22 protein-coding genes are annotated in these 23,954 nt (G+C 59.6%); 11 read left to right on the top strand and 11 right to left on the bottom strand.

The window, feature by feature from the left end:
- Nucleotides 1–20: 20 nt before the first annotated feature.
- The 6 genes from era to lptF form a co-directional block, all read right to left on the bottom strand.
- Entirely contained in the window at nucleotides 21–923 is a 903-nt protein-coding gene (gene era, locus ACYZTK_RS20495; RefSeq protein ID WP_010463054.1) for a GTPase Era, read from the bottom strand.
- The gene (gene rnc / locus ACYZTK_RS20490; RefSeq protein ID WP_123507875.1) at nucleotides 916–1,605 is read right to left on the bottom strand and encodes a ribonuclease III; all 690 of its coding nucleotides are present in this window, start codon (nucleotides 1,603–1,605) and stop codon (nucleotides 916–918) included. Before rnc ends, era begins: the two co-directional genes overlap by 8 nt.
- A 184-nt stretch (nucleotides 1,606–1,789) precedes the next feature.
- Complete coding sequence (lepB, locus tag ACYZTK_RS20485; RefSeq protein WP_462011496.1) at nucleotides 1,790–2,644, bottom strand: signal peptidase I; 855 nt, start codon at nucleotides 2,642–2,644, stop codon at nucleotides 1,790–1,792.
- 5 nt (nucleotides 2,645–2,649) lie between these two features.
- Nucleotides 2,650–4,449 (bottom strand): translation elongation factor 4, encoded by a 1,800-nt coding sequence (lepA, locus tag ACYZTK_RS20480; RefSeq protein WP_462011495.1) that lies wholly within the window; start codon nucleotides 4,447–4,449, stop codon nucleotides 2,650–2,652.
- A gap of 171 nt (nucleotides 4,450–4,620) precedes the next feature.
- The gene (gene lptG, locus ACYZTK_RS20475) at nucleotides 4,621–5,682 is read right to left on the bottom strand and encodes an LPS export ABC transporter permease LptG (protein ID WP_462011494.1); all 1,062 of its coding nucleotides are present in this window, start codon (nucleotides 5,680–5,682) and stop codon (nucleotides 4,621–4,623) included.
- On the bottom strand, nucleotides 5,675–6,793 hold the full coding sequence (gene lptF, locus ACYZTK_RS20470; protein ID WP_462011493.1) for an LPS export ABC transporter permease LptF: 1,119 nt from the start codon (nucleotides 6,791–6,793) through the stop codon (nucleotides 5,675–5,677). Before lptF ends, lptG begins: the two co-directional genes overlap by 8 nt.
- 394 nt (nucleotides 6,794–7,187) lie before the next feature.
- Here lptF and ACYZTK_RS20465 point away from each other — a divergent pair, with 394 nt between their 5' ends.
- The 5 genes from ACYZTK_RS20465 (at nucleotide 7,188) to rlmF (ending at nucleotide 13,903) form a co-directional block, all read left to right on the top strand.
- Entirely contained in the window at nucleotides 7,188–8,678 is a 1,491-nt protein-coding gene (locus ACYZTK_RS20465; RefSeq protein ID WP_462011492.1) for a leucyl aminopeptidase, read from the top strand.
- A gap of 72 nt (nucleotides 8,679–8,750) precedes the next feature.
- Nucleotides 8,751–9,179 carry a DNA polymerase III subunit chi gene (locus tag ACYZTK_RS20460; RefSeq protein ID WP_462011491.1) on the top strand — a complete coding sequence of 143 codons (429 nt, stop codon included), beginning with the start codon at nucleotides 8,751–8,753 and terminating at the stop codon, nucleotides 9,177–9,179.
- An 8-nt stretch (nucleotides 9,180–9,187) separates the two neighbouring features.
- Nucleotides 9,188–9,562: a DNA polymerase III subunit chi gene (locus tag ACYZTK_RS20455; RefSeq protein WP_462011490.1), complete on the top strand. Its 375-nt coding sequence runs from the start codon at nucleotides 9,188–9,190 to the stop codon at nucleotides 9,560–9,562.
- Between the two features lie 227 nt (nucleotides 9,563–9,789).
- Complete coding sequence (locus tag ACYZTK_RS20450; protein ID WP_462011489.1) at nucleotides 9,790–12,636, top strand: valine--tRNA ligase; 2,847 nt, start codon at nucleotides 9,790–9,792, stop codon at nucleotides 12,634–12,636.
- Between the two features lie 244 nt (nucleotides 12,637–12,880).
- The gene (gene rlmF, locus ACYZTK_RS20445; protein WP_462011488.1) at nucleotides 12,881–13,903 is read left to right on the top strand and encodes a 23S rRNA (adenine(1618)-N(6))-methyltransferase RlmF; all 1,023 of its coding nucleotides are present in this window, start codon (nucleotides 12,881–12,883) and stop codon (nucleotides 13,901–13,903) included.
- A 205-nt stretch (nucleotides 13,904–14,108) separates the two neighbouring features.
- On the opposite strand, the gene ACYZTK_RS20440 is transcribed toward rlmF, so the two are convergent.
- Nucleotides 14,109–14,390: an HU family DNA-binding protein gene (locus tag ACYZTK_RS20440; protein WP_007905514.1), complete on the bottom strand. Its 282-nt coding sequence runs from the start codon at nucleotides 14,388–14,390 to the stop codon at nucleotides 14,109–14,111.
- Between the two features lie 486 nt (nucleotides 14,391–14,876).
- On the opposite strand from ACYZTK_RS20440, the gene yejK reads away from it, so the two are divergent.
- On the top strand, nucleotides 14,877–15,881 hold the full coding sequence (gene yejK / locus ACYZTK_RS20435) for a nucleoid-associated protein YejK (protein WP_462011487.1): 1,005 nt from the start codon (nucleotides 14,877–14,879) through the stop codon (nucleotides 15,879–15,881).
- Nucleotides 15,881–16,231 (top strand): glutaredoxin family protein, encoded by a 351-nt coding sequence (locus ACYZTK_RS20430; protein ID WP_462011486.1) that lies wholly within the window; start codon nucleotides 15,881–15,883, stop codon nucleotides 16,229–16,231. Before yejK ends, ACYZTK_RS20430 begins: the two co-directional genes overlap by 1 nt.
- A 90-nt stretch (nucleotides 16,232–16,321) precedes the next feature.
- Here ACYZTK_RS20430 and ACYZTK_RS20425 read toward each other — a convergent pair whose 3' ends face one another.
- The 4 genes from ACYZTK_RS20425 to ACYZTK_RS20410 form a co-directional block, all read right to left on the bottom strand.
- Complete coding sequence (locus ACYZTK_RS20425; RefSeq protein WP_462011485.1) at nucleotides 16,322–17,260, bottom strand: glutathione S-transferase family protein; 939 nt, start codon at nucleotides 17,258–17,260, stop codon at nucleotides 16,322–16,324.
- Nucleotides 17,261–17,348: 88 nt separating this feature from the next.
- Nucleotides 17,349–17,666, bottom strand: coding sequence for a GIY-YIG nuclease family protein (locus ACYZTK_RS20420; protein WP_462011484.1), 318 nt, complete (start codon nucleotides 17,664–17,666; stop codon nucleotides 17,349–17,351).
- Between the two features lie 39 nt (nucleotides 17,667–17,705).
- Nucleotides 17,706–18,176 (bottom strand): nuclear transport factor 2 family protein, encoded by a 471-nt coding sequence (locus ACYZTK_RS20415; RefSeq protein WP_462011483.1) that lies wholly within the window; start codon nucleotides 18,174–18,176, stop codon nucleotides 17,706–17,708.
- A gap of 100 nt (nucleotides 18,177–18,276) precedes the next feature.
- A complete protein-coding gene (locus ACYZTK_RS20410) occupies nucleotides 18,277–18,909 on the bottom strand; it encodes a response regulator (RefSeq protein WP_462011482.1) in 633 nt (210 codons plus the stop codon).
- 348 nt (nucleotides 18,910–19,257) lie between these two features.
- Between ACYZTK_RS20410 and ACYZTK_RS20405 the strand changes: the two genes are divergently transcribed.
- From ACYZTK_RS20405 to ACYZTK_RS20390, 4 genes are all read left to right on the top strand, one after another.
- Complete coding sequence (locus ACYZTK_RS20405; RefSeq protein ID WP_462011481.1) at nucleotides 19,258–19,884, top strand: DUF1120 domain-containing protein; 627 nt, start codon at nucleotides 19,258–19,260, stop codon at nucleotides 19,882–19,884.
- A gap of 70 nt (nucleotides 19,885–19,954) precedes the next feature.
- A complete protein-coding gene (locus ACYZTK_RS20400) occupies nucleotides 19,955–20,575 on the top strand; it encodes a DUF1120 domain-containing protein (RefSeq protein WP_462011480.1) in 621 nt (206 codons plus the stop codon).
- Nucleotides 20,576–20,625: 50 nt separating this feature from the next.
- Nucleotides 20,626–21,342: a fimbria/pilus chaperone family protein gene (locus tag ACYZTK_RS20395; RefSeq protein WP_462011479.1), complete on the top strand. Its 717-nt coding sequence runs from the start codon at nucleotides 20,626–20,628 to the stop codon at nucleotides 21,340–21,342.
- Between the two features lie 137 nt (nucleotides 21,343–21,479).
- Nucleotides 21,480–23,948 (top strand): fimbria/pilus outer membrane usher protein, encoded by a 2,469-nt coding sequence (locus tag ACYZTK_RS20390; RefSeq protein WP_462011478.1) that lies wholly within the window; start codon nucleotides 21,480–21,482, stop codon nucleotides 23,946–23,948.
- Nucleotides 23,949–23,954 lie beyond the last annotated feature (6 nt).

The raw sequence follows: 23,954 nt of genomic DNA, 5'->3' as shown, positions 1-23,954 counted from the left end.
CGGTGCAGCGTCGATCGGGGTTACAGGTCGCCGTAACCCAGCGAACGCAAGGCACGCTCGTCATCGGACCAGCCGCCTTTCACTTTCACCCACAGGTTCAGCATGATCTTGGAGTCGAACAACAGCTCCATGTCCTTGCGTGCCTCGGTGCCGATGCGCTTGATACGCTCGCCCTTGTCGCCAATGATGATTTTCTTCTGGCCGTCGCGCTCAACCAGGATCAAGGCATGGATATGCAGGGTCTTGCCCTGCTGCTTGAACTCTTCGATTTCCACGGTGATCTGGTACGGCAGCTCGGCGCCCATCTGGCGCATGATTTTCTCACGAACCAGTTCGGCGGCAAGGAAGCGGCTGCTGCGATCGGTGATCTGGTCTTCCGGGAAGAAGTGATCGTTTTCCGGCAGATACCCGGCGATCACGCGCTCGAGCGCTTCGAGATTGTGCCCGTGCTGAGCCGAGATCGGCATGATCTGCGCGTTCGGCAACTGTTCCTGCAACCAGGACAGGTGCGGCATCAGCTCGGCCTTGTCCTCGATGCGATCGGTCTTGTTCAGCGCCACGATCAGCGGGCCGGTCACGTACTGGACGCGCTCCAGAACCATCTGGTCTTCGTCGGTCCACTTGGTGCGGTCGACCACGAAGATCACCACGTCGACGTCTTTCAACGCCGCCGAAGCGGTCTTGTTCATGTAGCGGTTCAGGGCTTTCTCGCCGCCTTTGTGCATACCCGGGGTATCGACGTAGACGGCCTGGATGGCGCCCTCGGTCTTGATCCCCAGCATGTTGTGGCGGGTGGTTTGCGGCTTGCGCGAGGTGATCGCGAGCTTCTGCCCGAGGATGTGGTTCAGCAGCGTGGACTTGCCCACGTTGGGACGGCCGACGATGGCAACATAGCCACAGCGTGTTGCGGTTGAATCAGTCATTGCCATTCTCCACACCCAGGGCAATCAGTGCTGCGGCGGCCGCTACCTGTTCGGCAATACGACGACTCACACCCTGACCTCGGCTTTTTTCATTCAGTAAGGTGATTTCGCATTCGACGAAAAAGACTCGGCAATGCGGCTCACCCTGGATATCCACCACTTCGTAACGCGGCAGCTCACACCCACGCGATTGCAGGAATTCCTGCAGGCGGGTTTTTGGATCTTTGTTGGTGTCGACCAGCGTCAGGCCTTCGAACTCACCGGCCAGCCAGGCCAGCACGCGCTCGCGCGCCATGTCCATGCCGGCATCCAGGTAAATCGCACCAATCAGCGCTTCAAGGGCATCGGCCAGAATCGACTCGCGGCGGAAACCGCCGCTCTTCAATTCGCCGGAACCCAGTCGCAGGTAGTCGCCCAGATCAAAACCGCGGGCCAGTACGGCCAGGGTCTCACCTTTCACCAGGCGTGCGCGCAAACGCGACAACTGGCCTTCGCGAGCCAGCGGGAAGCGATCGAACAGCGCCTCGCCAGCGACGAAGTTGAGGATGGCGTCACCGAGGAATTCTAGGCGTTCGTTGTTGCGCCCGGCAAAGCTGCGGTGAGTCAGGGCCAGAACCATCAGTTCCTGATCCTTGAAGGTGTAGCCGAGCTGACGCTCTAGACGGCTTAAGGAAACGCTCACGGTGTACCCACGCTGAGTTCGTGGCTGGATTCCACCGCCATCGCCGGAGTGCGGCGCGGGCTTGGGACAATTAACGCTGTGTTCAAAAATTACGTCCTGAATATCATTGTTTTCATGCCTCTGGTACCGATTGTAGCGGCTCCAGAAATGCATTCGGCGCTGTGTTCAACAGCGCCGTATGTGATTACTTGATCAGGCCAACCCGCGAGAAATTCGGCAGGTGGCTGAGTTTCGGTTCCGGCCAGCTCATCCAGACTGCGAAGGCCTTGCCGACGATATTCTTGTCGGGGACCATGCCCAGCAGGTCCTTGGGAATACTCGGATCATCCCAGTAGCGACTGTCGTTGGAGTTGTCGCGGTTGTCGCCCATCATGAAGTAGTGCCCGGCAGGCACGGTCCACGAACGGTCCGGTGTCGCACGATAGCGGCTCATTTCCTTGCGGATCATGTGCTCGGCGGCACCGAGCTTTTCCTTGTACAGCTCCGCGCTGCCCAGAGTGCCCGGCTCGGAGCCGACCAGCTGTTCAGCGATCGACTCGCCGTTGACGAACAGGCGCTTGTCGGCGGTGTAGCGAATCTGGTCGCCCGGCAGGCCCACTACACGCTTGATGTAGTTGACGTTCGGATCGCTCGGATAACGGAACACCATCACGTCGCCGCGTTGCGGATCACCGATTTCGATGACTTTCTTGTCGATCACCGGCAAGCGGATCCCGTAGGAAAACTTGCTCACCAGAATGAAATCGCCCACATCCAGGGTCGGTTTCATCGAGCCGGATGGAATCTGGAACGGTTCCACCAGGAACGAACGCAGCACCAGCACGATGAACAACACCGGGAAGAACGACTTGCCGTATTCGACCAGCAACGGTTCCTTGTTCAGCTTCTCGACCACCACCGTATCAGGTTGGCTGACGCTACCCTGATAAGAGGCAATGGCCGAACGCCGACGCGGCGCCAGGATCAACAGATCGAGCAACGCCAACAGGCCGCAGACGAACACGGCGATGACCAGCAACAGCGGGAAATTTAGTGACATAGGACCTAACTATCCAACCTGAGCACTGCAAGGAAGGCTTCTTGTGGAATTTCCACGTTGCCGACTTGCTTCATGCGTTTTTTACCGGCCTTCTGCTTTTCAAGCAGCTTTTTCTTACGGCTGACGTCACCGCCATAGCATTTGGCCAATACGTTCTTTCTGAGAGCCTTGACGGAGGTCCGTGCAATGATCTGACCACCGATGGCGGCCTGGATCGCGACGTCGAACATCTGGCGTGGAATCAGTTCTTTCATCTTCTCGGTCAACTGGCGACCTTTGTAGTGCGCGTTATCCTTGTGCACGATCAGCGCCAGGGCATCGACCTTGTCACCGTTGATCAGCACATCCAGTTTCACCAGATTGGCCGACTGATAACGATCAAAATGGTAGTCCAGCGAAGCATAACCACGGCTGGTGGACTTCAGACGATCGAAGAAGTCCAGGACCACTTCGTTCATCGGCAGGTCGTAGGTCACCTGAACCTGGGTACCGAGGAACAGCATGTCGTGCTGCACGCCACGCTTCTCGATGCACAGGGTAATGACGTTACCCAGGTGCTCCTGCGGCACAAGAATATTGGCCCGCACGATCGGTTCACGCATGTCTTCGATGGAAGACAGGTCTGGAAGCTTCGACGGGTTATCGACGTAAATCGTTTCACCGGTTTTCAGCAAAAGCTCGAAAATAACCGTCGGCGCCGTGGTGATCAGGTCCAGGTCATACTCGCGCTCCAGGCGCTCCTGGATGATTTCCATGTGCAACATGCCGAGGAAACCGCAACGGAAGCCGAAGCCCAGGGCGTCGGAGCTCTCCGGGGTGTACTGCAGCGACGAATCGTTGAGCGTGAGCTTTTGCAGGGCTTCACGGAAATCTTCGAAGTCGTCGGAGCTGACCGGGAACAGACCGGCATAGACCTGCGGCTGAATGCGCTTGAAGCCTGGCAGGACGTCAACGTCCGGCGTCGAGCTCAAGGTCAGGGTGTCACCCACTGGTGCACCGTGAATGTCCTTGATACCGGCAATGATGAAGCCCACTTCGCCGGCCTTCAGGTCAACGGTGGCAGTGTGTTTCGGGTTGAACACACCGACGCTGTCCACCAGGTGGATCTTGCCGGTGGACTTGACGAGGATCTTGTCGCCCTTCTTCACGCGACCGTGGCGCACCCGTACCAGGGAAACAACACCCAGGTAGTTGTCGAACCAGGAGTCGATGATCAACGCTTGTAGCGGATCTTCGTAGTTGCCGGTCGGCGCGGGAATGGTCTGCACCAGGCGCTCGAGGACTTCGTCGACGCCTTGGCCAGTCTTGGCGCTGCACTCGACGGCATCGGTAGCATCGATGCCGATGATTTTTTCGATTTCGTCTTTTACGCGGTCCGGATCGGCCTGTGGCAGGTCGATCTTGTTCAGCACGGGCATGACTTCCAGGCCCTGTTCAATCGCCGTGTAGCAGTTGGCAACCGACTGCGCTTCCACGCCCTGACCGGCATCGACTACCAGCAACGCACCTTCACAGGCCGCCAGCGACCGGCTGACTTCGTAGGTGAAGTCCACGTGGCCCGGGGTGTCAATGAAGTTCAGCTGGTACTTGATGCCATCGCGTGCAGTGTAATAAAGGGTGACGCTATGGGCCTTGATGGTGATCCCGCGTTCACGCTCCAGGTCCATGGAGTCCAGTACCTGGGCCTCCATTTCGCGCTCGGCAAGGCCGCCGCACATCTGGATGAATCGATCGGCCAGCGTCGACTTGCCATGGTCAATGTGGGCGATGATGGAGAAATTGCGGATATGACTCAAATCACTCACGGATCAACACTCAAAAAGGCTGCAGGCATAGCCCGCCGAAAAATAGCCGGGAATTGTACCTGATCCACGGCGTTAGCGTCACCTGCACAGGTCGGACGGCGCTTACTAAAACGCCCCGGTCTCACGACAAGGGCGTTTTTCATGGGCTCGAACGTCAGGAAATACCCGGGATCAACCGGCCCGGCGCAGCAACCAGACCCCAGCCAGCGCGCATACGCTTGCAGGCACGAGCACCGCAAACAGCGGCGAGAAACCGAACACCAGGCTCGACGGCCCCAATAGATCCTGGACGATACGGAAGGTGAAACCTACCAATACACCAGTAAATACCCGCTGACCGAGGGTCACCGAGCGCAACGGACCGAAGATAAAGGAGATTGCCATCAATACCAGTGCCGCGGTCACCAGCGGCTGCAACACCTTGACCCAAAATGCCAGCCAGTAACGGCCATTGTTCAGCCCCTGGTCGGCCAGGTAGTGGATATAACCCCACAAACCGCTGATTGACAGCGACTCGGGCGCCATGACCACGGTGCTCAGGAGTTGCGGGCTCAGGGCGATTTCCCAGCGCTCAACCGGCGCCTTGACCACTTCAGTGCTCTTTTCATGGAACAGCGTGGTGGTGACATCACTGAGCTGCCAGTGATCCTTGTCGAAGTCGGCACGCTTGGAGAAGCTGGCGGACAGCATGTGCCGCTCTTTATCGAAGCGATAACGGGTCACACCGTACAACACGCCGTTAGGCTGCACCGAGTTGACATGAATGAACTCGTCGCCCTGGCGGTGCCACAAGCCGTGGCGAGCGCTTTGCGCATCACCACTGCCCTGGGCCAGCGAACGGTTGGCCTGAGCGGTACTTTCGGTCGCCGGGGCAACGTATTCGCCAATCAGCACACCGACCACCATCAGCACCAGCATGGGCTTCATCACCGCCCAGACGATCCGGCCAATGGACACCCCGGCGGCGCGCATGATTGTCAGTTCGCTGTTGCTGGCCAGGCTACCCAGGCCGATCAGGCAGCCGATCAATGCGGCCATCGGCAGCATGTCGTAAAGACGACGAGGTGCCGTCAGCAGGACGTAACTCAGCACGTCCAACAGGGTGTAAGTATCGCTGGCATCGCCCATTTCGTCGATGAAGGCGAACAGCGTCGCCAGCCCTAGAATGATGCCGAGTACCGCCAGAATCGCCACGAATACGCTGCTACCAATGTAGCGATCCAGCTTAACCACGGTCCACCTCCAGCGCGCTGCGGCGACTCGCCATCTTCAGGCGCAAGGGCTCCCAGTAGAGCAAGCCGAGGCCAATCGCGAAGAAGATCCCGTGCACCCACCACAAGCCCAACGCCATCGGGATCTTGCCTTTTTCGAGCGCGCCGCGAGCGGCAATCAGGATAGTCAGGTAAGCCATATAAAGAAGAATCGCCGGCAGCAGCTTGAGGAATCGCCCCTGGCGCGGGTTGACTCGCGACAGCGGCACCGCCATCAGGGTGACGATAAAGACCAGCAATGGCAGGGACATACGCCATTGCAATTCAGTGCGCGAGTGGATGTCGTCGTTGCCGATCAGGCTGCTGGTCGGCATCGCGTCACGGTCGGTGACTTCGTCGCTGACGTCCGGCTTGGGCAGCAGCACCCCATATTCGTCGTACTTGATCGCCCGATAATCGGCCTGGCCCGGGTTGCCGTCATAGCGGTAACCGTTGTCGAGAATCAGGTAGCGGTTGCCGTCAGGACGGATTTCCTGACGCCCCTTTTCGGCCACCAGTACTGAAATCCCGCGATCCTTCTGGTCGGTGCTGGTGTTCTTCTGGGAGATGAAAACCCCGCCCAGGTTGATGCGGTCATCGGTCAGGGTCTCGGTGTAGGTCACCCGCGTACCGTCGCGCAGGGCCTGGAAGCGACCTGGCTCCAGCGTGTCGAATTCGGTCAGGGCGTCCTGCTTGTTCAGCAGCAACTGGAATTGATTGGCCCCTTGCGGCGCCAGGCTAAGGCTCAGCCACGCCACCACCAATGCCACCAGGGTGGCCGGAAACAGGGTCATGGCGAACAGGCGTTGCTGGCTCATGCCGGTAGCCGACAGCACGGTCATTTCGCTTTCGAGGTACAGGCGACCGTAGGCCAGCAGGATGCCGAGGAACAGCCCCAGCGGCAGGATCAGCTGCAGGAAGCCCGGCAGGCGAAACCCCATGATCAGGAACAGGGAGCCCGGATCCAGAAGGCCTGCGGCCGCCTGGGCGAGGTATTTGATGAAGCGCCCGCTCATGATGATGACCAGCAGCACGGCACTGACGGCGCTCAAGGTCAACAGGACTTCGCGGGATAGGTAACGGAAGACAATCAAACCAGACACTCCAGGGTTGTCAGGCGAAGGCGGCCAAACAAGCAAACGTATCAGGCGGACCGCAGGGCAGAGCCGCCGAAAAAAGATGGCGCATTATCCTGTGATTGTATGCGCCTGTCACTGCGCGCGTTCTCCGTGTGGGAGCGAGCCTGCTCGCGATGGTTGTCAACGATAACGCGGGTAGTCTGACACCCAACTGCGCTCTTGGGTTCATCGTCGGAACGCCGCCCGGAGCAAGCTCGCTCCTACAAAAGCGGGGATCGTGACAACCAGGGTTGTCAGGCGCGGGCGGCGAGGTTCAAACTGCGGCCTTTGTCGCAAGCCGCCTTGCGTATTTCTATTTATAGGCAAGTTCAGACGCTTGCGTGTTGACCATTGATTCAGGGGCCCCAACATGGAACTGGTTGTAAAGAGCGTTAATCCGCAAACGTTGAAAACCGCCACGCTGGTGGTCGCCATCGGCGAAGGCCGCAAACTGGGCGCCGTTGCCAGCCAACTCGATACCTTGAGCGGCGGCGCAATCAGCGCAGTACTCAAGCGCGGCGACCTCTCCGGCAAAGTCGGCCAGAGCCTGCTGCTGCACAGCCTGCCAAACCTCAAAGCCGAGCGCGTGCTGCTGGTCGGCGTGGGCAAGGACGAAGAGCTGGGCGATCGGCCGTTCCGCAAAATCGTTGCCGGCATCCTCAATACCCTTAAAGGCCTGAACGGTAGCGATGCGGTCCTGGCCCTGGACGAAATCGCGGTCAAAGGCCGTGACAGCTATGGCAAGACTCGCCTGCTGGCTGAAACCCTGGTGGACGGCGAATACACCTTCGACCAGTTCAAAAGCCAGAAAGCCGAGCCCCGGGCCCTGAAGAAAATCACCCTGATGACCATCAAGGCCGCCCAGGCCGAAGTCGAGCGCGCCGTGGCCCACGCCACCGCCATCGCCAACGGCATGGCATTCACTCGCAACCTGGGCAACCTGCCACCGAACATCTGCCACCCGACTTTCCTCGGTGAACAGGCCAAGAGCCTGGGCAAGGAATTCAAGAGCCTGAAAGTCGAAGTCCTCGACGAGAAGAAGATCAAGGACCTGGGCATGGGCTCGTTCTACGCCGTGGGCCAGGGCAGCGCCCAGCCTCCGCTCCTGATCGTCATGCAATACAACGGTGGCAAGAAGTCCGAGAAGCCCTTTGCCCTGGTCGGCAAAGGCATCACTTTCGACACCGGCGGCATCAGCCTCAAGCCAGGCGCCGGCATGGACGAGATGAAGTACGACATGGGCGGCGCTGCCAGCGTGTTCGGTACCCTGCGCGCCGTGCTCGAACTGAAGTTGCCGATCAACCTGGTGTGCATCCTCGCCTGCGCCGAGAACATGCCAAGTGGCAACGCTGCCCGTCCGGGCGACATCGTCACCACCATGAGCGGCCAGACCGTGGAAATCCTCAACACCGACGCCGAAGGCCGCTTGGTGCTGTGCGACGCCCTGACCTACTCCGAACGATTCAAGCCGCAGGCGGTGATCGACATCGCGACTCTGACCGGCGCCTGCGTCGTTGCACTGGGCGCGCACACGTCGGGCCTGCTGGGCAACAACGACGAGCTGATCGGCCAACTGCTGAGCGCCGGCAAGGCTGCCGATGACCGCGCCTGGCAACTGCCGTTGTTCGATGAGTACCAGGAACAGCTGGACAGCCCGTTCGCCGACATCGCCAACATCGGCGGGCCGAAAGCCGGCACCATCACCGCCGCCTGCTTCCTGTCGCGCTTCACCAAGAACCTCAACTGGGCGCACCTGGACATCGCCGGCACTGCCTGGACCAGCGGCGGCAAGGACAAGGGCGCCACTGGCCGTCCGGTGCCATTGCTGACCCAATACCTGCTGGACCGCGCCAAAGCCTAAACATCAATCAGCCCACTGTAGGAGCGAGCTTGCTCCTGCAGATTGCGCTGGAGTTGATTCCAGGAACCTGCAATGACCAAAGTCGATTTTTATATCCTGCCCAGCGCCGATCCCTCGGCGCGGCTGGACTTCGCCTGCAAGCTCACCGACAAAGCCTGGCGCATGGGCCACCGCATCTACCTGCATTGCAGCGATGCGAGCCAACGCGACGACCTCGATGCGCGCCTTTGGGCGTTCAAGGGCGAAAGTTTTGTGCCCCACGGTCCGGCGGAACATGAACCCGAGGGTTTGATTGTGCTGGGTCTGGGTGACGACTGCGGTCAACATCAGGATCTATTGGTCAATCTCGACCTGAAAGTACCGGCCTTCGCCAGCCAGTTCGCCCGCGTGGCGGAAGTGGTGGTGGAAGATCCGGCGATTCGCCAGGCCGCACGGGAGAGTTTCCGTTTCTACCGCGAACAGGGCTATCCTCTGCAGGACCACCGATTACAGCGACTCTGAGTATTCCGATGGACACTCCAAAACAGCAACAGTCCGCGCACCTGCTGAACGACCTTGAGTCGATCCGCCAACTGCTCGGAGATGACAACCTGCAACCACCGCTGTTGACCGACACGGTCGAAGACGATGATCAGGAACAGATTCCCATGCTGTTCGAGGCCGCCGGCAACCCGCCAGCCGCCACCGAGCCGCCCCCTGCCCCAGTCGCCCCCACCGCCGAGGACAAAGGTCCGGATGCCTTGCTGCACCTGGACGGCGAACTGCGCGCTGCGGCAATGCTGATCATGCAGGACGTGATCGACGACTTTGCGCCACACATCGAAACCGAAATCAAACGTCGCCTGGCGGCACGGATGGAGCGGTTGTTGAGCCAGTACGAATAAACCTGCATCAACCTGATTCCCCTGTGGGAGCGGGCTTGCTCGCGAAGGCGGTGTGCCAGGCACTTCAATGCCATCTGAAACACCGCCTTCGCGAGCAAGCCCGCTCCCACATTGGTTTTGCGCCCATCCTGAAGACGCGCCCCGTCCGCCCCTGCTCGCCCTTCGCCCCACGCCCCGCTATACTCGTCGGCTTTTCCTGAATTAATGCCAATAGGGTCCCGCCGCGCATGGATAAGACCTACCAGCCGCACGCCATTGAAACTTCCTGGTACAACACCTGGGAGTCAGAGAATTACTTCGCCCCGCAAGGCGCGGGCGAGTCCTACACCATCATGATCCCGCCGCCGAACGTCACCGGCAGCCTGCACATGGGTCACGGTTTCAACAACGCGATCATGGACGCCCTGATCCGTTTCCGCCGCATGCAGGGTCGCAACACCCTGTGGCAGCCGGGCACCGACCACGCCGGTATCGCCACGCAGATGCTGGTGGAGCGCCAACTCGAAGCCCAGGGCCAGAATCGCCACGACCTCGGCCGGGAGAAATTCCTCGAGAAAGTCTGGGAATGGAAGGATCAGTCCGGCGGCAACATCAGCCGGCAGATCCGCCGCCTCGGCTCGTCCGTGGACTGGAGCCGCGAGCGCTTCACCATGGACGACGGCCTGTCGGAAGCGGTCAAGGAAGCGTTCGTGCGCCTGCACGAAGACGGCCTGATCTACCGTGGCAAGCGCCTGGTCAACTGGGACACCAAGCTGCACACGGCGATTTCCGACCTCGAAGTGGAAAATCACGACGAGAAAGGTTTCCTGTGGAACCTGAAATACCCGCTGGCCGACGGCGCCAAGACCGCTGAAGGCAATGATTACCTGATCGTCGCGACCACTCGCCCGGAAACCATGCTCGGCGACGCCGCTGTGGCGGTTAACCCGAACGATGAACGCTACCAGGCCCTGATCGGCAAGTTTGTCGAGCTGCCGCTGGTCGGCCGCCGCATCCCGATCATCGCCGACGATTACTGCGACCCTGAATTCGGCACCGGCTGCGTGAAGATCACCCCGGCCCACGACTTCAACGACTATGAAGTCGGCAAGCGCCACAACCTGCCGCTGCTGAACATTTTCGACAAGAACGCCGCCGTCCTGCCGGCCTGCCAGGTGTTCAACCTCGACGGCACGCTGAACGAGAGCATCGACGGCAAGATCCCGGCCGAGTACGCCGGTCTCGACCGCTTCGAAGCGCGCAAGCAGATCGTCGCTGCGTTCGACGCTGCCGGCCTGCTGGTAAGCGTGGATGACCACGGCCTGAAAGTACCGAAAGGCGATCGCTCCGGCACCATCATCGAGCCGTGGCTGACCGACCAGTGGTACGTGTCGACCAAGCCCTTGGCCGAACCTGCCATTGCTGCCGTTGAAGACGGCCGCATCCAGTTCGTGCCGAAACAATACGAAAACATGTACTTCTCGTGGATGCGCGACATCCAGGATTGGTGCATCAGCCGCCAGCTGTGGTGGGGCCACCGGATTCCGGCCTGGTACGACGAGTCGGGCAAGGTCTACGTAGGTCGCGACGAAGCCGAAGTGCGCGCCAAGCACAACCTCGGCCCGGACGTTGCACTGCAACAGGACAACGACGTCCTGGACACCTGGTTCAGTTCCGGCCTGTGGACGTTCTCCACCCTGGGCTGGCCTGAGCAGACCGAATTCCTCAAGAAATTCCACTCCACCGACGTGCTGGTCACCGGTTTCGACATCATCTTCTTCTGGGTCGCCCGGATGATCATGATGACCATGCACCTGATGAAGAACGAGGACGGTACGCCGCAGGTTCCGTTCAAGACCGTGTACGTACACGGCCTGGTGCGTGATGGCCAGGGCCAGAAAATGTCCAAGTCCAAGGGCAACGTCCTCGACCCGCTGGACATCATCGACGGCATCGAGCTGGAAGCGCTGGTACAGAAACGCACCTCCGGCCTGATGCAGCCGAAATTGGCGAAGAAAATCGAAAAGCAGACCCGCGACGAGTTCGCCGAAGGCATTGCCAGCTACGGCACCGACGCCCTGCGCTTCACTTTCTGCTCGCTGGCCTCCACCGGTCGCGACATCAAGTTCGACATGGGCCGCGTCGAAGGCTATCGCAACTTCTGCAACAAGATCTGGAACGCCGCGCGTTATGTTCTGGACAAGGGCGAAGACTGCGGCCAGAACGGCGAGGCCTACGAACTATCCCTGGCGGATCGCTGGATCATCTCGCAGCTGCAACGCACCGAAGCCGAAGTGACACGTCAACTCGACCAGTTCCGTTTCGACCTGGCGGCACAAGCCTTGTACGAGTTCATCTGGAACCAGTATTGCGACTGGTACCTCGAACTGTCGAAGCCAGTGCTGTGGGACGAAAACGCCCCGGTAGAGCGTCAGCGTGGCACCCGTCGCACGCTGGTTCGCGTACTGGAAGTGGCGCTGCGCCTGGCGCACCCGTTCATGCCGTTCATCACCGAAGAAATCTGGCAGCGCATCGCGCCGCTGGCCGGCGTCGAGGGCAAGACGATCATGCTGCAACCTTGGCCAGTGGCCAATGAAGAGCGCATCGATCCGTCAGCCGAAGATGACATCGAATGGCTGAAGACGCTGATGCTCGGCACGCGCAACATCCGCGCCGAAATGAACATCGGTCCGGGCAAGCCGCTGAACCTGTTCCTGAAAAACGTCAGCGCCGAAGACCAGCGCCGCCTCACCGAGAACGAGCCCCTGCTGAAAAAGCTGGCTCGCCTCGAATCGATCACTGTGTTGGCTGCCGGCGAAGAAGCACCGCTGTCCGCTACCGCGCTGGTTGGCGAGATGGAAGTGCTGGTGCCGATGGCCGGCCTGATTGACAAGGCTGCCGAACTGGCACGTCTGGACAAGGAAATCCTGCGCCTGCAGGGTGAAGTCCAGCGGGTCGGCGGCAAGCTGTCGAACGCCGGTTTCGTCGACAAGGCTCCGGCCGAAGTCATCGAGAAGGAACGCGCCAAACTGGCTGAAGCCGAACAGGCTTTGGGCAAGCTGGCCGAGCAGCACGCTCGGATCGCCAGTCTGTAACGGCGAATCGCAATGAAAAAGGGAGGCCCAAGTGGCCTCCCTTTTTTATGCCCACCCATTCCCCGAACACCCAAATCCCCCTGTAGGAGCTGCCGAAGGCTGCGATCTTTTGATCTTAAAAAATCAAGATCAAAAGATCGCAGCCTCGTTCCTCTCGGCAGCTCCTACAGGGGATATGCGTCATCGAGGAGCTAATGTGGGACAATGCCCCCCACTTTCAGCCATACCCGAATCGACCACACCCATGAACGCCCCCCGCACACCCCGCCCTGCGCGCAAGAAGCCTGACTCCGCCACCCCGGCCACCGCCGTGGAGCCCCGTGAAAAGGCCAGCCTGCATCCGCGCAACCGCCATCAGGGTCGTTACGACTTCCCGGCGCTGATCAAGACCACGCCGGAACTGGCAAAATTCGTGATCATCAACCCGTACGGCAAGGAAAGCATCGACTTCGCCAGCCCGGACGCGGTGCGGGTGTTCAACCGGGCGCTGCTCAAGTCATTCTACGGCGTGGCCCATTGGGACATCCCGGCAGATTACCTGTGCCCGCCGGTTCCGGGGCGGGCCGACTACGTGCACTTCCTGGCCGACCTGCTGGCCAGCGTCAACGACGGTGAAATCCCCCGCGGCGCTCCGGTGAAGGTGCTCGACATCGGCATGGGCGCCAACTGCGTCTACCCGTTGATCGGCTACAGCGACTACCGCTGGCACTTCCTCGGCTCGGAAATCGATCCGACCGCCGTAGCCGCTGCCAAGGCCATCGTGCAGTCCAACGGGCTGAACAAAGCCATTCAGTTGCGCCTGCAAAGCAACCCCAAGCATATCCTGCTGGGCTTGCTGGAGCCCGGCGAACGCTTTGACCTGACCATGTGCAACCCGCCATTCCACGCCTCGATGGACGAAGCGACCAAGGGCAGCGAACGCAAATGGCGCGCACTGGGCCGAGCCGACCCGAAACGCAAGTTGCCGGTGCTGAACTTCGGCGGCCAGTCTGCCGAACTGTGGTGCGAAGGCGGTGAAGCGCGGTTCGTGACTCAACTGATCGCGGAAAGCGCGCACTTCCAGCACAAGGTGTTGTGGTTCAGTACCCTGGTGTCCAAGGCTTCAAACCTGCCGGCCATCGAAATCGCCCTGAAAAAGGCCGGAGTACTGGAGAGCCAGGTCGTGGAAATGTCCCAGGGCCAGAAGAAAAGTCGTTTCGTCGCCTGGACGTTCCAGACCAAGAGCGAGCAGCAAGTCTGGCGCCAGCGTTGGGTTAAAAAAAGCTGAGTAATTGACTGCCGCAGATCAACTGTAGGAGTGAGCCTGCTCGCGATGGCTGCGTGTCAGTTAACGATGATGTCGACTGATACGACGCTATCGCGAGCAGGCTCGCTCCTACAGAAAATTAGTAGTGCCTGCGGGTTAGTCGCCAAATCCCAGGCACAAAAAAACCGCGCCTGGATCACTCCAGAGCGCGGTTTTTTTACACGTCTTACTTGTTAACAGCGTCGGTCAGGCCTTTGGCCACAACCAGCTTGATAACTTTCTTGGCAGCGATTTCGATGGCAGCGCCAGTCGAAGGGTTGCGGCCAGTGCGGGCAGGACGCTCGGTCACTTTCAGCTTGCCGATACCTGGCAGAGTGATTTCGCCGCCGTTTTCCAGCTGATCGGCAACGATTTGGCCCAGTTGGTCCAGAGCGTTACGCGCGGTGGTTTTTGGCGCGTCGATAGCTTCAGCGATGTCGGCGATCAGTTGGTCTTTAGTAAGAGCCATGTAGTGTTCCTTCCCTATCAAATTCATATGGATTGCAGAGTGCAGTGTCAGCCATCGAGCCCGATCTTCTGGATCTGGCACCCTCGGCCAATAACCACGGGATCGGGGTTATAGATACCGAAATCAGGGTTTGGTTCGACCTGACAAATGCTGAATGCACGCTTAACGCAGTGACTTCGCGTAAGACCGGGCAAAACTAGCACAGAGACGGGGAAATATCCGCCTCTAGCTACCCATTTGGTCAGCTTTATTGCTCTAAAACGTTAAAAAACAGCATAAGGCCCATTTCACTGCCCCAAAATGCCCTTTCAACCCTGTAGGAGCTGCCGAAGGCTGCGATCTTTTGATCTTGTTTTTTAAATCAAAACCAAAAGATCGCAGCCTTCGGCAGCTCCTACGGGGGGGCGCCCTACGGCGTGATTACACGGTACACTGGACGCTTTTTCGGGGAGCCTGCCCTCCTCTCTACAATCAGCCGAGAAGCCCATGCCGATCCGCCATTGCATCGTCCACCTGATCGACAAGAAACCCGACGGCACCCCTGCAGTTCTGCATGCCCGCAGCGAAGAACTGCCTGAGTCGAGCGCCATCGAGAACATGCTTGCCGACCTCAACGAGAGCTACAACGCCAAACAAGGCAAGGCCTGGGGCTTGTTCCATGCCGAGTCCGGGGCACATCCGTTCAGCGGCTGGCTGAAGGAGTACCTGGACGGCGGCAAGGACTTCACGGCATTCAGCCGCGTGGCGGTGGAACACCTGCAGAAGCTGATGGAGGAATCCAACCTCTCGGTGGGCGGCCACGTGCTGTTCGCGCATTATCAGCAGGGCATGACTGACTATCTGGCGATCGCCCTGCTGCACCACAGCGAAGGCGTTGCAGTGACCGATCAGCTCGATGTGACGCCCTCCCGTCACCTGGACCTCGGCCAGTTGCACCTCGCAGCACGGATCAACGTGTCGGAGTGGCAGAACAACAAGCAGTCCAAGCAGTACATTTCGTTTATCAAAGGCAAGAACGGGAAAAAAGTTTCGGAGTATTTCCGCGACTTCATCGGTTGCCAGGAAGGCGTGGATGGCCCCGGCGAAACCCGCACCCTGCTCAAGGCCTTCAGTGACTTCGTTGAAAGCGAAGATTTGCCGGAAGAGTCGGCCCGGGAGAAAACCAAGACCCTGGTGGACTACGCCAGCAGCCAGGCGAAAATGGGCGAACCCATGGGCCTGGAAGAGCTGTCCGAGCTGATCGACGAAGAGCGCCCAAAGGCGTTCTACGATCACATCCGCAACAAGGATTACGGGCTGTCCCCGGAGATCCCTGCAGACAAACGCACCCTGAATCAATTCCGTCGCTTCACCGGCCGCGCTGAAGGCTTGTCGATCAGCTTTGAAGCGCACCTGCTCGGCTCGAAGATTGAATACGACGAGGAAGCCGGGACGTTGATCATCAAAGGTCTGCCGACCCAGCTCACCGACCAGCTGAAGCGGCGCAACTGATGCTCCAGGGCGTATTGAAAAAATTCCTGCTGATCCTGCTGGTGGTCGTGGTCTATCAGAACTGGGGCAAGATCGAACGGGTGTTCAATCCGTCCCAGGTAGTGTCCGAACAGACTCAGGCCAAGGCCAATGTGGTGCTGTACGCCACCGAGTGGTGTGGCTACTGCAAGTTGACCCGACGGTTTCTTGATCAGAAAGGTATTCCGTTCAAGGAGTTTGATATCGAGAAGGACGCCGAGGCACGTAAGGCTTATGAAGCCCTGGGTGGTGGGGGGATTCCGATCATCGATGTAAACGGGACGTTGATCCGCGGGTATGACCCGGATGCGATTCTTGCGGCGTTGAAGTGAGTTCAAGATCAAAAGATCGCAGCCTGCGGCAGCTCCTACAGGAGATCGGCGCAGACCTGTAGGAGCTGCCACAGGCTGCGATCTTTTGACCTATTGGCGTTGTTCGATCCGAAACCCAAACCGCGGAAAGTGCACATGTACTACCCCGCCCCGCTCGTCCTCGCGACGCAGAATCAACTCCTCGCTCCCCGCGAACAACAATTCACCAGCCACCGGATCAACCCCGTAATCCGTTGCAGCGATGACCACCTGCTGACCGGCCTCGAAACCGTTGGGCTCATCGAACTGTTCCTGGGGCAACGCCGCCGGAGTTGCATTGCGCGCCACCTCCAGAGCCTCTTCCGCGGTCATCTCACTGGCAGCACCATGACCGAAGCCAAACACCCGCCCTAACCAGGCAGACACCGCCGGATAAGCATCAACCAGTGGCGAGGTGACCGGCGTAGCCTTGAGAAACCACATCGGGTGGGCTAACGCGAAATCGGCAATCGACGGCTCGCCTAACAGAAAATCACCCTGCTCACGCTGCAGTTGTTGTTCCAGTCGCGCCATGATCGTCGGCCATTGATGCCTGGCTTGCTCGGCGGACAACCGCGTGGCACTGCCGCCGCTGAACAGCCCGGCGCGGTCCGCCAGGAAGGCCTTGATCGCTTCCGGTGGCAAGCTGGCAAAGCGCACGGCGACCGACTCCGGCTGAAACACCAGACTCACGGCATGCTGGAACACCACCGAATCCGCCCAGGCGGCAAACGATGCAACGATCATTTCCTGACCTTCCGGAAAGAACGCAGGCAAGGCTTTTTCCTGCTCCAGACGACGGGCAATCAACGAAGTGTCGCAGTAGATATCCGCACCGATCTGCAGCACCGGAGTCTTGCGATAACCGCCGGTCAGGGCGGTCAGATCAGGCTTGGGCATCACCGGTGAAATCTTCACCGAGCGCCAGGACAGCCCCTTGAACCCCAGCAACAGGCGGGCCTTTTCGGCGAAAGGGGAAGTCGGGTAATGATGCAGTATCAACTCGGACATGCTCGGCTCCGCCGCGCGAATATGGAATCCGCAGCTTAGCGCGCAATCCGCAAGCGGCCTACGGGTCAGCCTGATGGGAACTGATCAGTCAGATTGATAAGCCTGCAGCAAAGGTCGCCACCAGGCATTCCTTCGCGCTTTTGCGCAACTTCTTGATCAGCCGTTCCTGGCGCAACGCCTCGCCCTTGTCCCGGCAGGCTTCGGTGTAAACGAGCGCCACGGCCGGGCTGGAGAGAAAGAACCGCGCGCCTTTGCCTCGCTGGTGGGTGGCAAAGCGGCGCACCGGATCGTCGCTGATTCCGCAGTAGAGCGAACCATTGGCTGCGCGAACGAGATAAACGAACCAGGTTTTACTGAGCATCAACGGCTCGGCGGCAGTGACACACGGTTCGCTTGGAGTATTCACGTGACGATCAGGGCTTCAGGAAGACAAGTGCCAATCTTATCAGCGACTCGCCTGAAATGCTTTGAGCCCCTTCAAGGCCTGGGCCCGCACGGCGTTCCGCACTACTGGGGTCCAGCCTAGCACCAGGCCCTTGAAACCCAGCGCCTGCCGCGACCAGGTCCACAAACTAAAACTGTCGTGATGCTCGCAGATTTTTCCATCGCGAAACACGAACCGCGCCTGAATATCGTTGACCACGGTATTACCGGTCTGGCTGAACAGGTAGGTCGCTACCCAGTGAGCACCCCCGGAACGCTCGTCGGCGCGAACCTCGTCGAACGTCAGGGAAAAATCCCTGGCCCGAGTGGTCAGCATGCGCCACATGTCACCGGCGTCACGCCCACGCAATTCACCAAAGGCCGGGTCACTGAACACCACATCGTCGGTGTAACAGGCGCTCATCGCCTCGGCATCCAGTCGTTGAAAGGCTTCATAGAACCGGGTAATCAATGTTTGATGGGCATCACTCATGTACAGGCTCCCTGGATAGCAGGTGGATTCGCAAGATTGTCAGCACCATAGTCAACAACGCCATGGAACACTACCGACATCAGCGCCGGGAATACGACCACTAATGCACCATGCCACTCTCGCGTGCATAGACAAACAGATCCACATCGGTGGAAATCCCCAGCCGTTGCATGGCCATGTTTTTTTGTTTGCTTATCGTTGAAACGCTGCGTTTGAACTGGGTGGCAATCTCACTGACGGTCATGCCGCTGGCGAGCATTCTTACAACTTCGTACTCTTTTTCCGATAAGGAAGGGAGAGTTGTCTGCGCTCGTGCGTCAACTTGAAGCAGCGTAGTACGCAACGACTCGCTGATAAATCGACGGCCCTCCGAGACCGATTTGATCGCCATCGGCAGCTCCTTCGCCGATGCGCCTTTGGCGACGATAGCCATGACCCCGTGCGCAAACGCCGCCCTGAGCGTGGTGACGTTCGCGAACATCGTCACCAGGATGATCTTCATCTTCGGGTAGCTGCGTTGCACCTGGCTGAGCATTTTCAGGCCATCAGCCTGAGAGTTGCCGGGCATGGAAAAGTCGGTGACCAACAGATCGCAAGGGGTATTCCCAAGCAGTTCCGCCAGGCCGTCAGGGCCATCGGCTTCGCCCACAACCTCACAGTTCCGGTTCAGATTCACGAGCATCCGCAACCCGATGCGGACGACAGGATGGTCGTCGGCGATGATTACACGCATTGTAGGATTTATCCTGTTAGATGGAAGAATGCGCAAAAAAATAACGCTGTCATAGCGCCACTACAACACCTTATTTTCAGCACTAAACCGCCATAATCAATACTTTCGGGGCCCTCTCTTTTTTCCTACAAAAAAGAAAAAAATCTCCTACGCGATTTACCTACAACGGCCACGCGATAGGACTACAGAAAATACGGCTTAAACGGAAATTTCTTCCGAACTCACACTTTCTTGTACCACCCAGTCCGTTTTTCGTATTTGTTGCATTTCACCTGGCTATCTCGATCGATAGATTGCGCCCACACACACTGGGCAGAGCCCATCAATCTCATCAAGGTAGTGCTACACATGAATAAACATTTATCTCTTCTGACCGCCGCACTTGTCCTAACTGGAGCATCGTCTGCGTTCGCGGCGTCCAGTACTGACCTGACAGTAACCGGTGTTATCACTCCGGGTGCTTGTACACCGACCCTGGCCGGGGGCGGAGTAGTTGACCACGGCAAAATTTCCGTAAAAGACCTGAATCAGACCACCCCTACGGTTCTACCAGAAGAAACCATTCAACTCAGCGTGAACTGTGAGGCGTCAACACGGTTTGCAATCAGGTCTATCGACAACCGCCGAGACACCAATACTTTGCGTCAGTTTGGCTTGGGTTTGATCAATACCAATGAAAAATTGGGCGGATACGACTTGGGATTCCGCAACCCTGTCGCCGCCGCCCCAGTCTTCACTCTAACGTCCATCAACGAAGGCAGTTCCTGGATTCGACTCCACGAGGACGACATCATCGCTCCAAACCATTGGATTGCGGTCGGAAATCGTATAGGCACCGCCTGGACACCGGACTTCCTGCAAAACGTCACGCTGGATGTTGCAATCCAAACCGCCATTGCCCGTGCTGACAGCCTGACCCTGACCGATGACGTGACACTTGATGGCTCCGCCACTCTGCAAATCGAATACCTGTAACTCTCCTTAATCAAAACGGGTGAAGCCAGAGCCTCCCGGCGTTGCCCGCTCACTCAAAGGACGAACCATCATGGACAGATGCGCAATCGCTTTAATCGCCCCAATGTTGATCGCTAGCGCTCCAGCAGCCTTGGCCGCCAGCAATACCGAGCTAAGTGTCACCGGCCTGATTACCCCCAGAGCCTGCACACCCAGCCTGTCCGATGGTGGCATCGTCGATCACGGCAAACTGACCGTAAGGGACCTCAACCCGGATCGGCCCACGGCCCTGGAAAACGGCACGCTGACCCTTCAGGTGAATTGCGAAGCCGCCACCCCATTCACCCTGACGACCATCGACAATCGGCAGGGTTCTTCCGCCTTCCACCCCAACAGTCACGGGCTGGGCGTCATCAACGATGACCAGAAACTGGGCAGTGCCGCGTTCGGCCTGTTCGATACGGTGGCTGATGGAAACCCGGTGAGGACCATCGTTTCCCTCAACGACGGTGCCAGCTGGCGAGTGTCTTCCTACCTGGGGCACGCCGGCCTGACCGCATTCGCGGCCTTGAGCGACCTGAGCACGCCGATTGCGATCAAGGATCTGCAAGCGCGGCTGACCGCATTTACCACCATCGTGCGCGCCGACGACCTGACACTGACTGACGAAGTCCCCATCGACGGGCACGTCACCGTGCAGCTGAATTATTGACGATCGGTATCACACCGTTTTTTTACCCGGACACTCAAACGAGATACGTCATGACGATGTTTTCCATTTTCCACCGCCGCCTGCTGCACAGTGGCATCGGCGCGCTTGCCTTGCTGGTGGGCGCCCAGGCCCAGGCCGACGGCATGGTCCCTGATACCTCCGTGGTGATCGTCAACGAGGCTGACGGAGAAGCGTCGGTGTCGGTGACCAACACCGATGCCAACCTCGCGCTGATGCACGTCACCCTCGAAGACATTGCCGAGGACAGCGAACCCCTGGTGTTTGTCACGCCGCCGCTGGCCCGTGTCGAGGCCGGCAAGAGCCAATTGGTGCGGTTCATTCTGCAGACGGATAAACCGCTGCTCACCCAGCGTTTAAAACGGGTGATCTTTGAAGGCATCCCCCAGGGCAAACCTGCTGCCGAAGCGGGGCAGGCTCGAGTCGGGGTGACGGTGCGGCAAAACCTGCCGGTGATTCTTCATCCCAAGGGCCTCGCGCCCAATCGCACACCTTGGACTGACCTTAAATGGTCGCTGAAAGAGGGCCAGCTGACTGTGCGCAATGACACACCCTATGTGGTACGCCTCGGTCAGGAAGTGCAATTACTACCTGCGGCGGGCAATGCGATGTTGCCTAAAACCTACGTGCTGCCTGGCGAGCACCTGAGCATCAAGGTGCCTGATGGCAACGCCACCCAGGTGCGTTTTCAACCGGCAACGGTCTATGGTTTTGCGGTGCCGTATTACGAGGCGCCGATCAAATCCTGAAGCCTGAACTCATTCATAGCGCTCCAAGGGAACCGTGAGCGCCAACGTTGCAAGGCGATGAATCTGTTCTTCGCCATGAACGTATCTAAAGCCCGAGCGCCGCAGGAAAGCACGCCGGGATACCCCAAGTGAGCCCGATGAACACAGTACTGATTTACCGTGATGGCGAAGCCGTGCCTGTTATTCGTGCCAGGGCTCGCCCCCAATTGAAGCGAACGTGGCTCCTGATAGTGGTGCTGCTAAGCAACGTGTGGCTGACGTTCAATGCCTACGCTGATGTCGCGTCGCCGGCATCGTTCGACAAGGACACGTTGCTGCAGCGCGGCATTGATCCGGCGCTGGCGACCCAGCTGATGCAGGCGCCGCAGTTCACCGCCGGCCGGCACCCGGTCACGCTCACTGTTAATGGCCAGCGCCACGGTCGGGTCGATGTCGCCTTCAATGACCAGGGCTCGCTGTGCTTCGACCGCGGTCTGCTGGATGCGGCCAATCTGAACCTACCGACGGGTAAGCTCGACGACGGGCAATGCCATGACTTTCTCGGCACCGCGCCGCAGACCGTCATCGAGCCGGACCCCGCCAACCTGGCCCTGTCCCTGATCGTACCCACCGACTCGATACGCCCGACTGCCCGTGATTTCACCGGTTATCAAACCGGTGGCGTGGCCGGCCTGATCAACTACGACGTCACCGGTCTGCACAGCCGTTATGGCGACCAGGCGAGTCGCTACGCCTCGGCCAATACCGAACTCGGATTTAACGCCGGTGACTGGATCGTGCGCAGTCGCCAGGTGCAAACCTGGCAGGACGATGTCTCCCGTACGACGCACATTGCGGCCTACGCCCAGCGCACCTTTGCCAGCCAGGAAGCAGTGCTGCAGGCGGGGCAGATCAACCTCTACAACCCGGTCCTGGCCGGGGCGCAGATCACCGGCGTGCAGGTGCTCAACGAACAGGCATTGCAAGCCGAAGCGCAAGGCGCAGTGATCGAGGGGATTGCCAACAGCCAGGCGCAGGTCGAGGTTCGACAAAACGGCTCGCTGATCCATTCCACCGTGGTGCCCGCCGGGCCGTTTGCGCTGACTAACGTACGGCGCCTCAACACTCGTTCCGATGTCGAAGTCACGATCAAGGAGGCCGACGGCAGCGAGCGCAGTTTCACGGTGCCAGCGGCCATGCTCGGTATTGGCCTGCCGGCACCCGGTTATTCGCTGGCGGCCGGGCGCGTGCGCAGTGTCGGTGATACCCAGGGCAGTGATCCCTGGGTGATCAGCGGCGGCTGGAGCGGCGCGCTCACCCCGCAAGTGCTGCTCAGCACCGGCCTGACCGGCGCCGATGATTACCGCGCGGCGGGTGTCGGCGTCGGCCTGCTCCCCTCGCCCTTCACCCAGGTACAAGCCACGCTGACCGGCGCTGACGCCAGTGGCCGACGACCCAGCAAGGGCGTTCAGGCTGACCTCAGCATGTCGCATCGGTTGAACGACCAGTGGGCGCTCAACGCCGGCAGTTCTTACCGCACGGTTGGTTACCGCGAGCTGGAAGACGCGGTGTACGACGACAGCTACGACAACAGCAAATCCCGTTATCGCGATCAACAGAGCGCGGCCTTGTCCTGGTCGCACCCTTGGCTTGGCGCCTTCAGCAGCGGCTTGAGCCGGTCCAGTTCGTTCGATGGCCAGAGCAGCAGCCGCGCCATCGCGTCCTGGGGTACCAGCATCGCTGGAGTATCGCTCTCGGCGACGGCCGAGTGGCAGGTCAGCGGCGCCAACCGCAACGATGACAGCGTCTATTTGAACCTGAGCATACCTCTGGGGGAAAACCGCCGGGCGCGCACCTGGGTGCGCAGTTCCGACGGCGAATACCGCAGCGGCGTGGGCTTGAGCGAAAGGGTCAACGATCAGTTCGGTTATCGGGTCGGCGTGGAACATGACACCCGCGACCGGCAGGTGCAATCCACCGCCGGCGTATCCGTTCTGCCGCGCTACACCCAGCTCGATTTGAACTACACCCGCACCGACGCCGACCGTTCCAGCTACCAGGCCAGCGCTCGCGGCGGTGCCGTGTTTCACGGCGGCGGCGTGACCCTGTCGCCGTACCCGATAAGCGACACCTTCGCCCTGCTGTCGGTGGGTGACATGGGCGCGATCAAGGTGTCCACGCCCAGCGGCCCGGTATGGACCGACTGGCAGGGTCAGGCGGTGGTCCCGCAAGTCGCGGCGTACGGCCGCAGCCCCGTGGAAGTCGACACCAAATCCCTGCCGCGCAACGCCGACATCAACAACGGCCTGGCGGTGATCTCAGCCGGGCGTGGTGCCGTCGACAAGGTCGAGTTCGGCATCAGCATGACCCGTCGCGCGTTGCTCAAGGCAACTACCGCCAACGGCGCTCCGCTGCCTCGCGGAGCATCCGTGAATACCGAGGACGGCGAGTTCGTGACGCTGGTGCAGGACGGCGGCCTGGTGTTCGTGCCCAACGTCCTCGACCGCCGCGCGTTGTGGATAACGGCGCCGGGGCTGGAGCGCTGCGAGCTGAGTTTCGAATTGCCGGCGGATGCCGACACCAACGCCTACTACGAAACCGCCCCCGCCAAGTGCCGGACGCTTTGAGGATGA

It is taken from the genome of Pseudomonas sp. LB3P31 (genome assembly GCF_054897945.1).
This window is presented reverse-complemented; position numbering and strand designations above follow the sequence as displayed.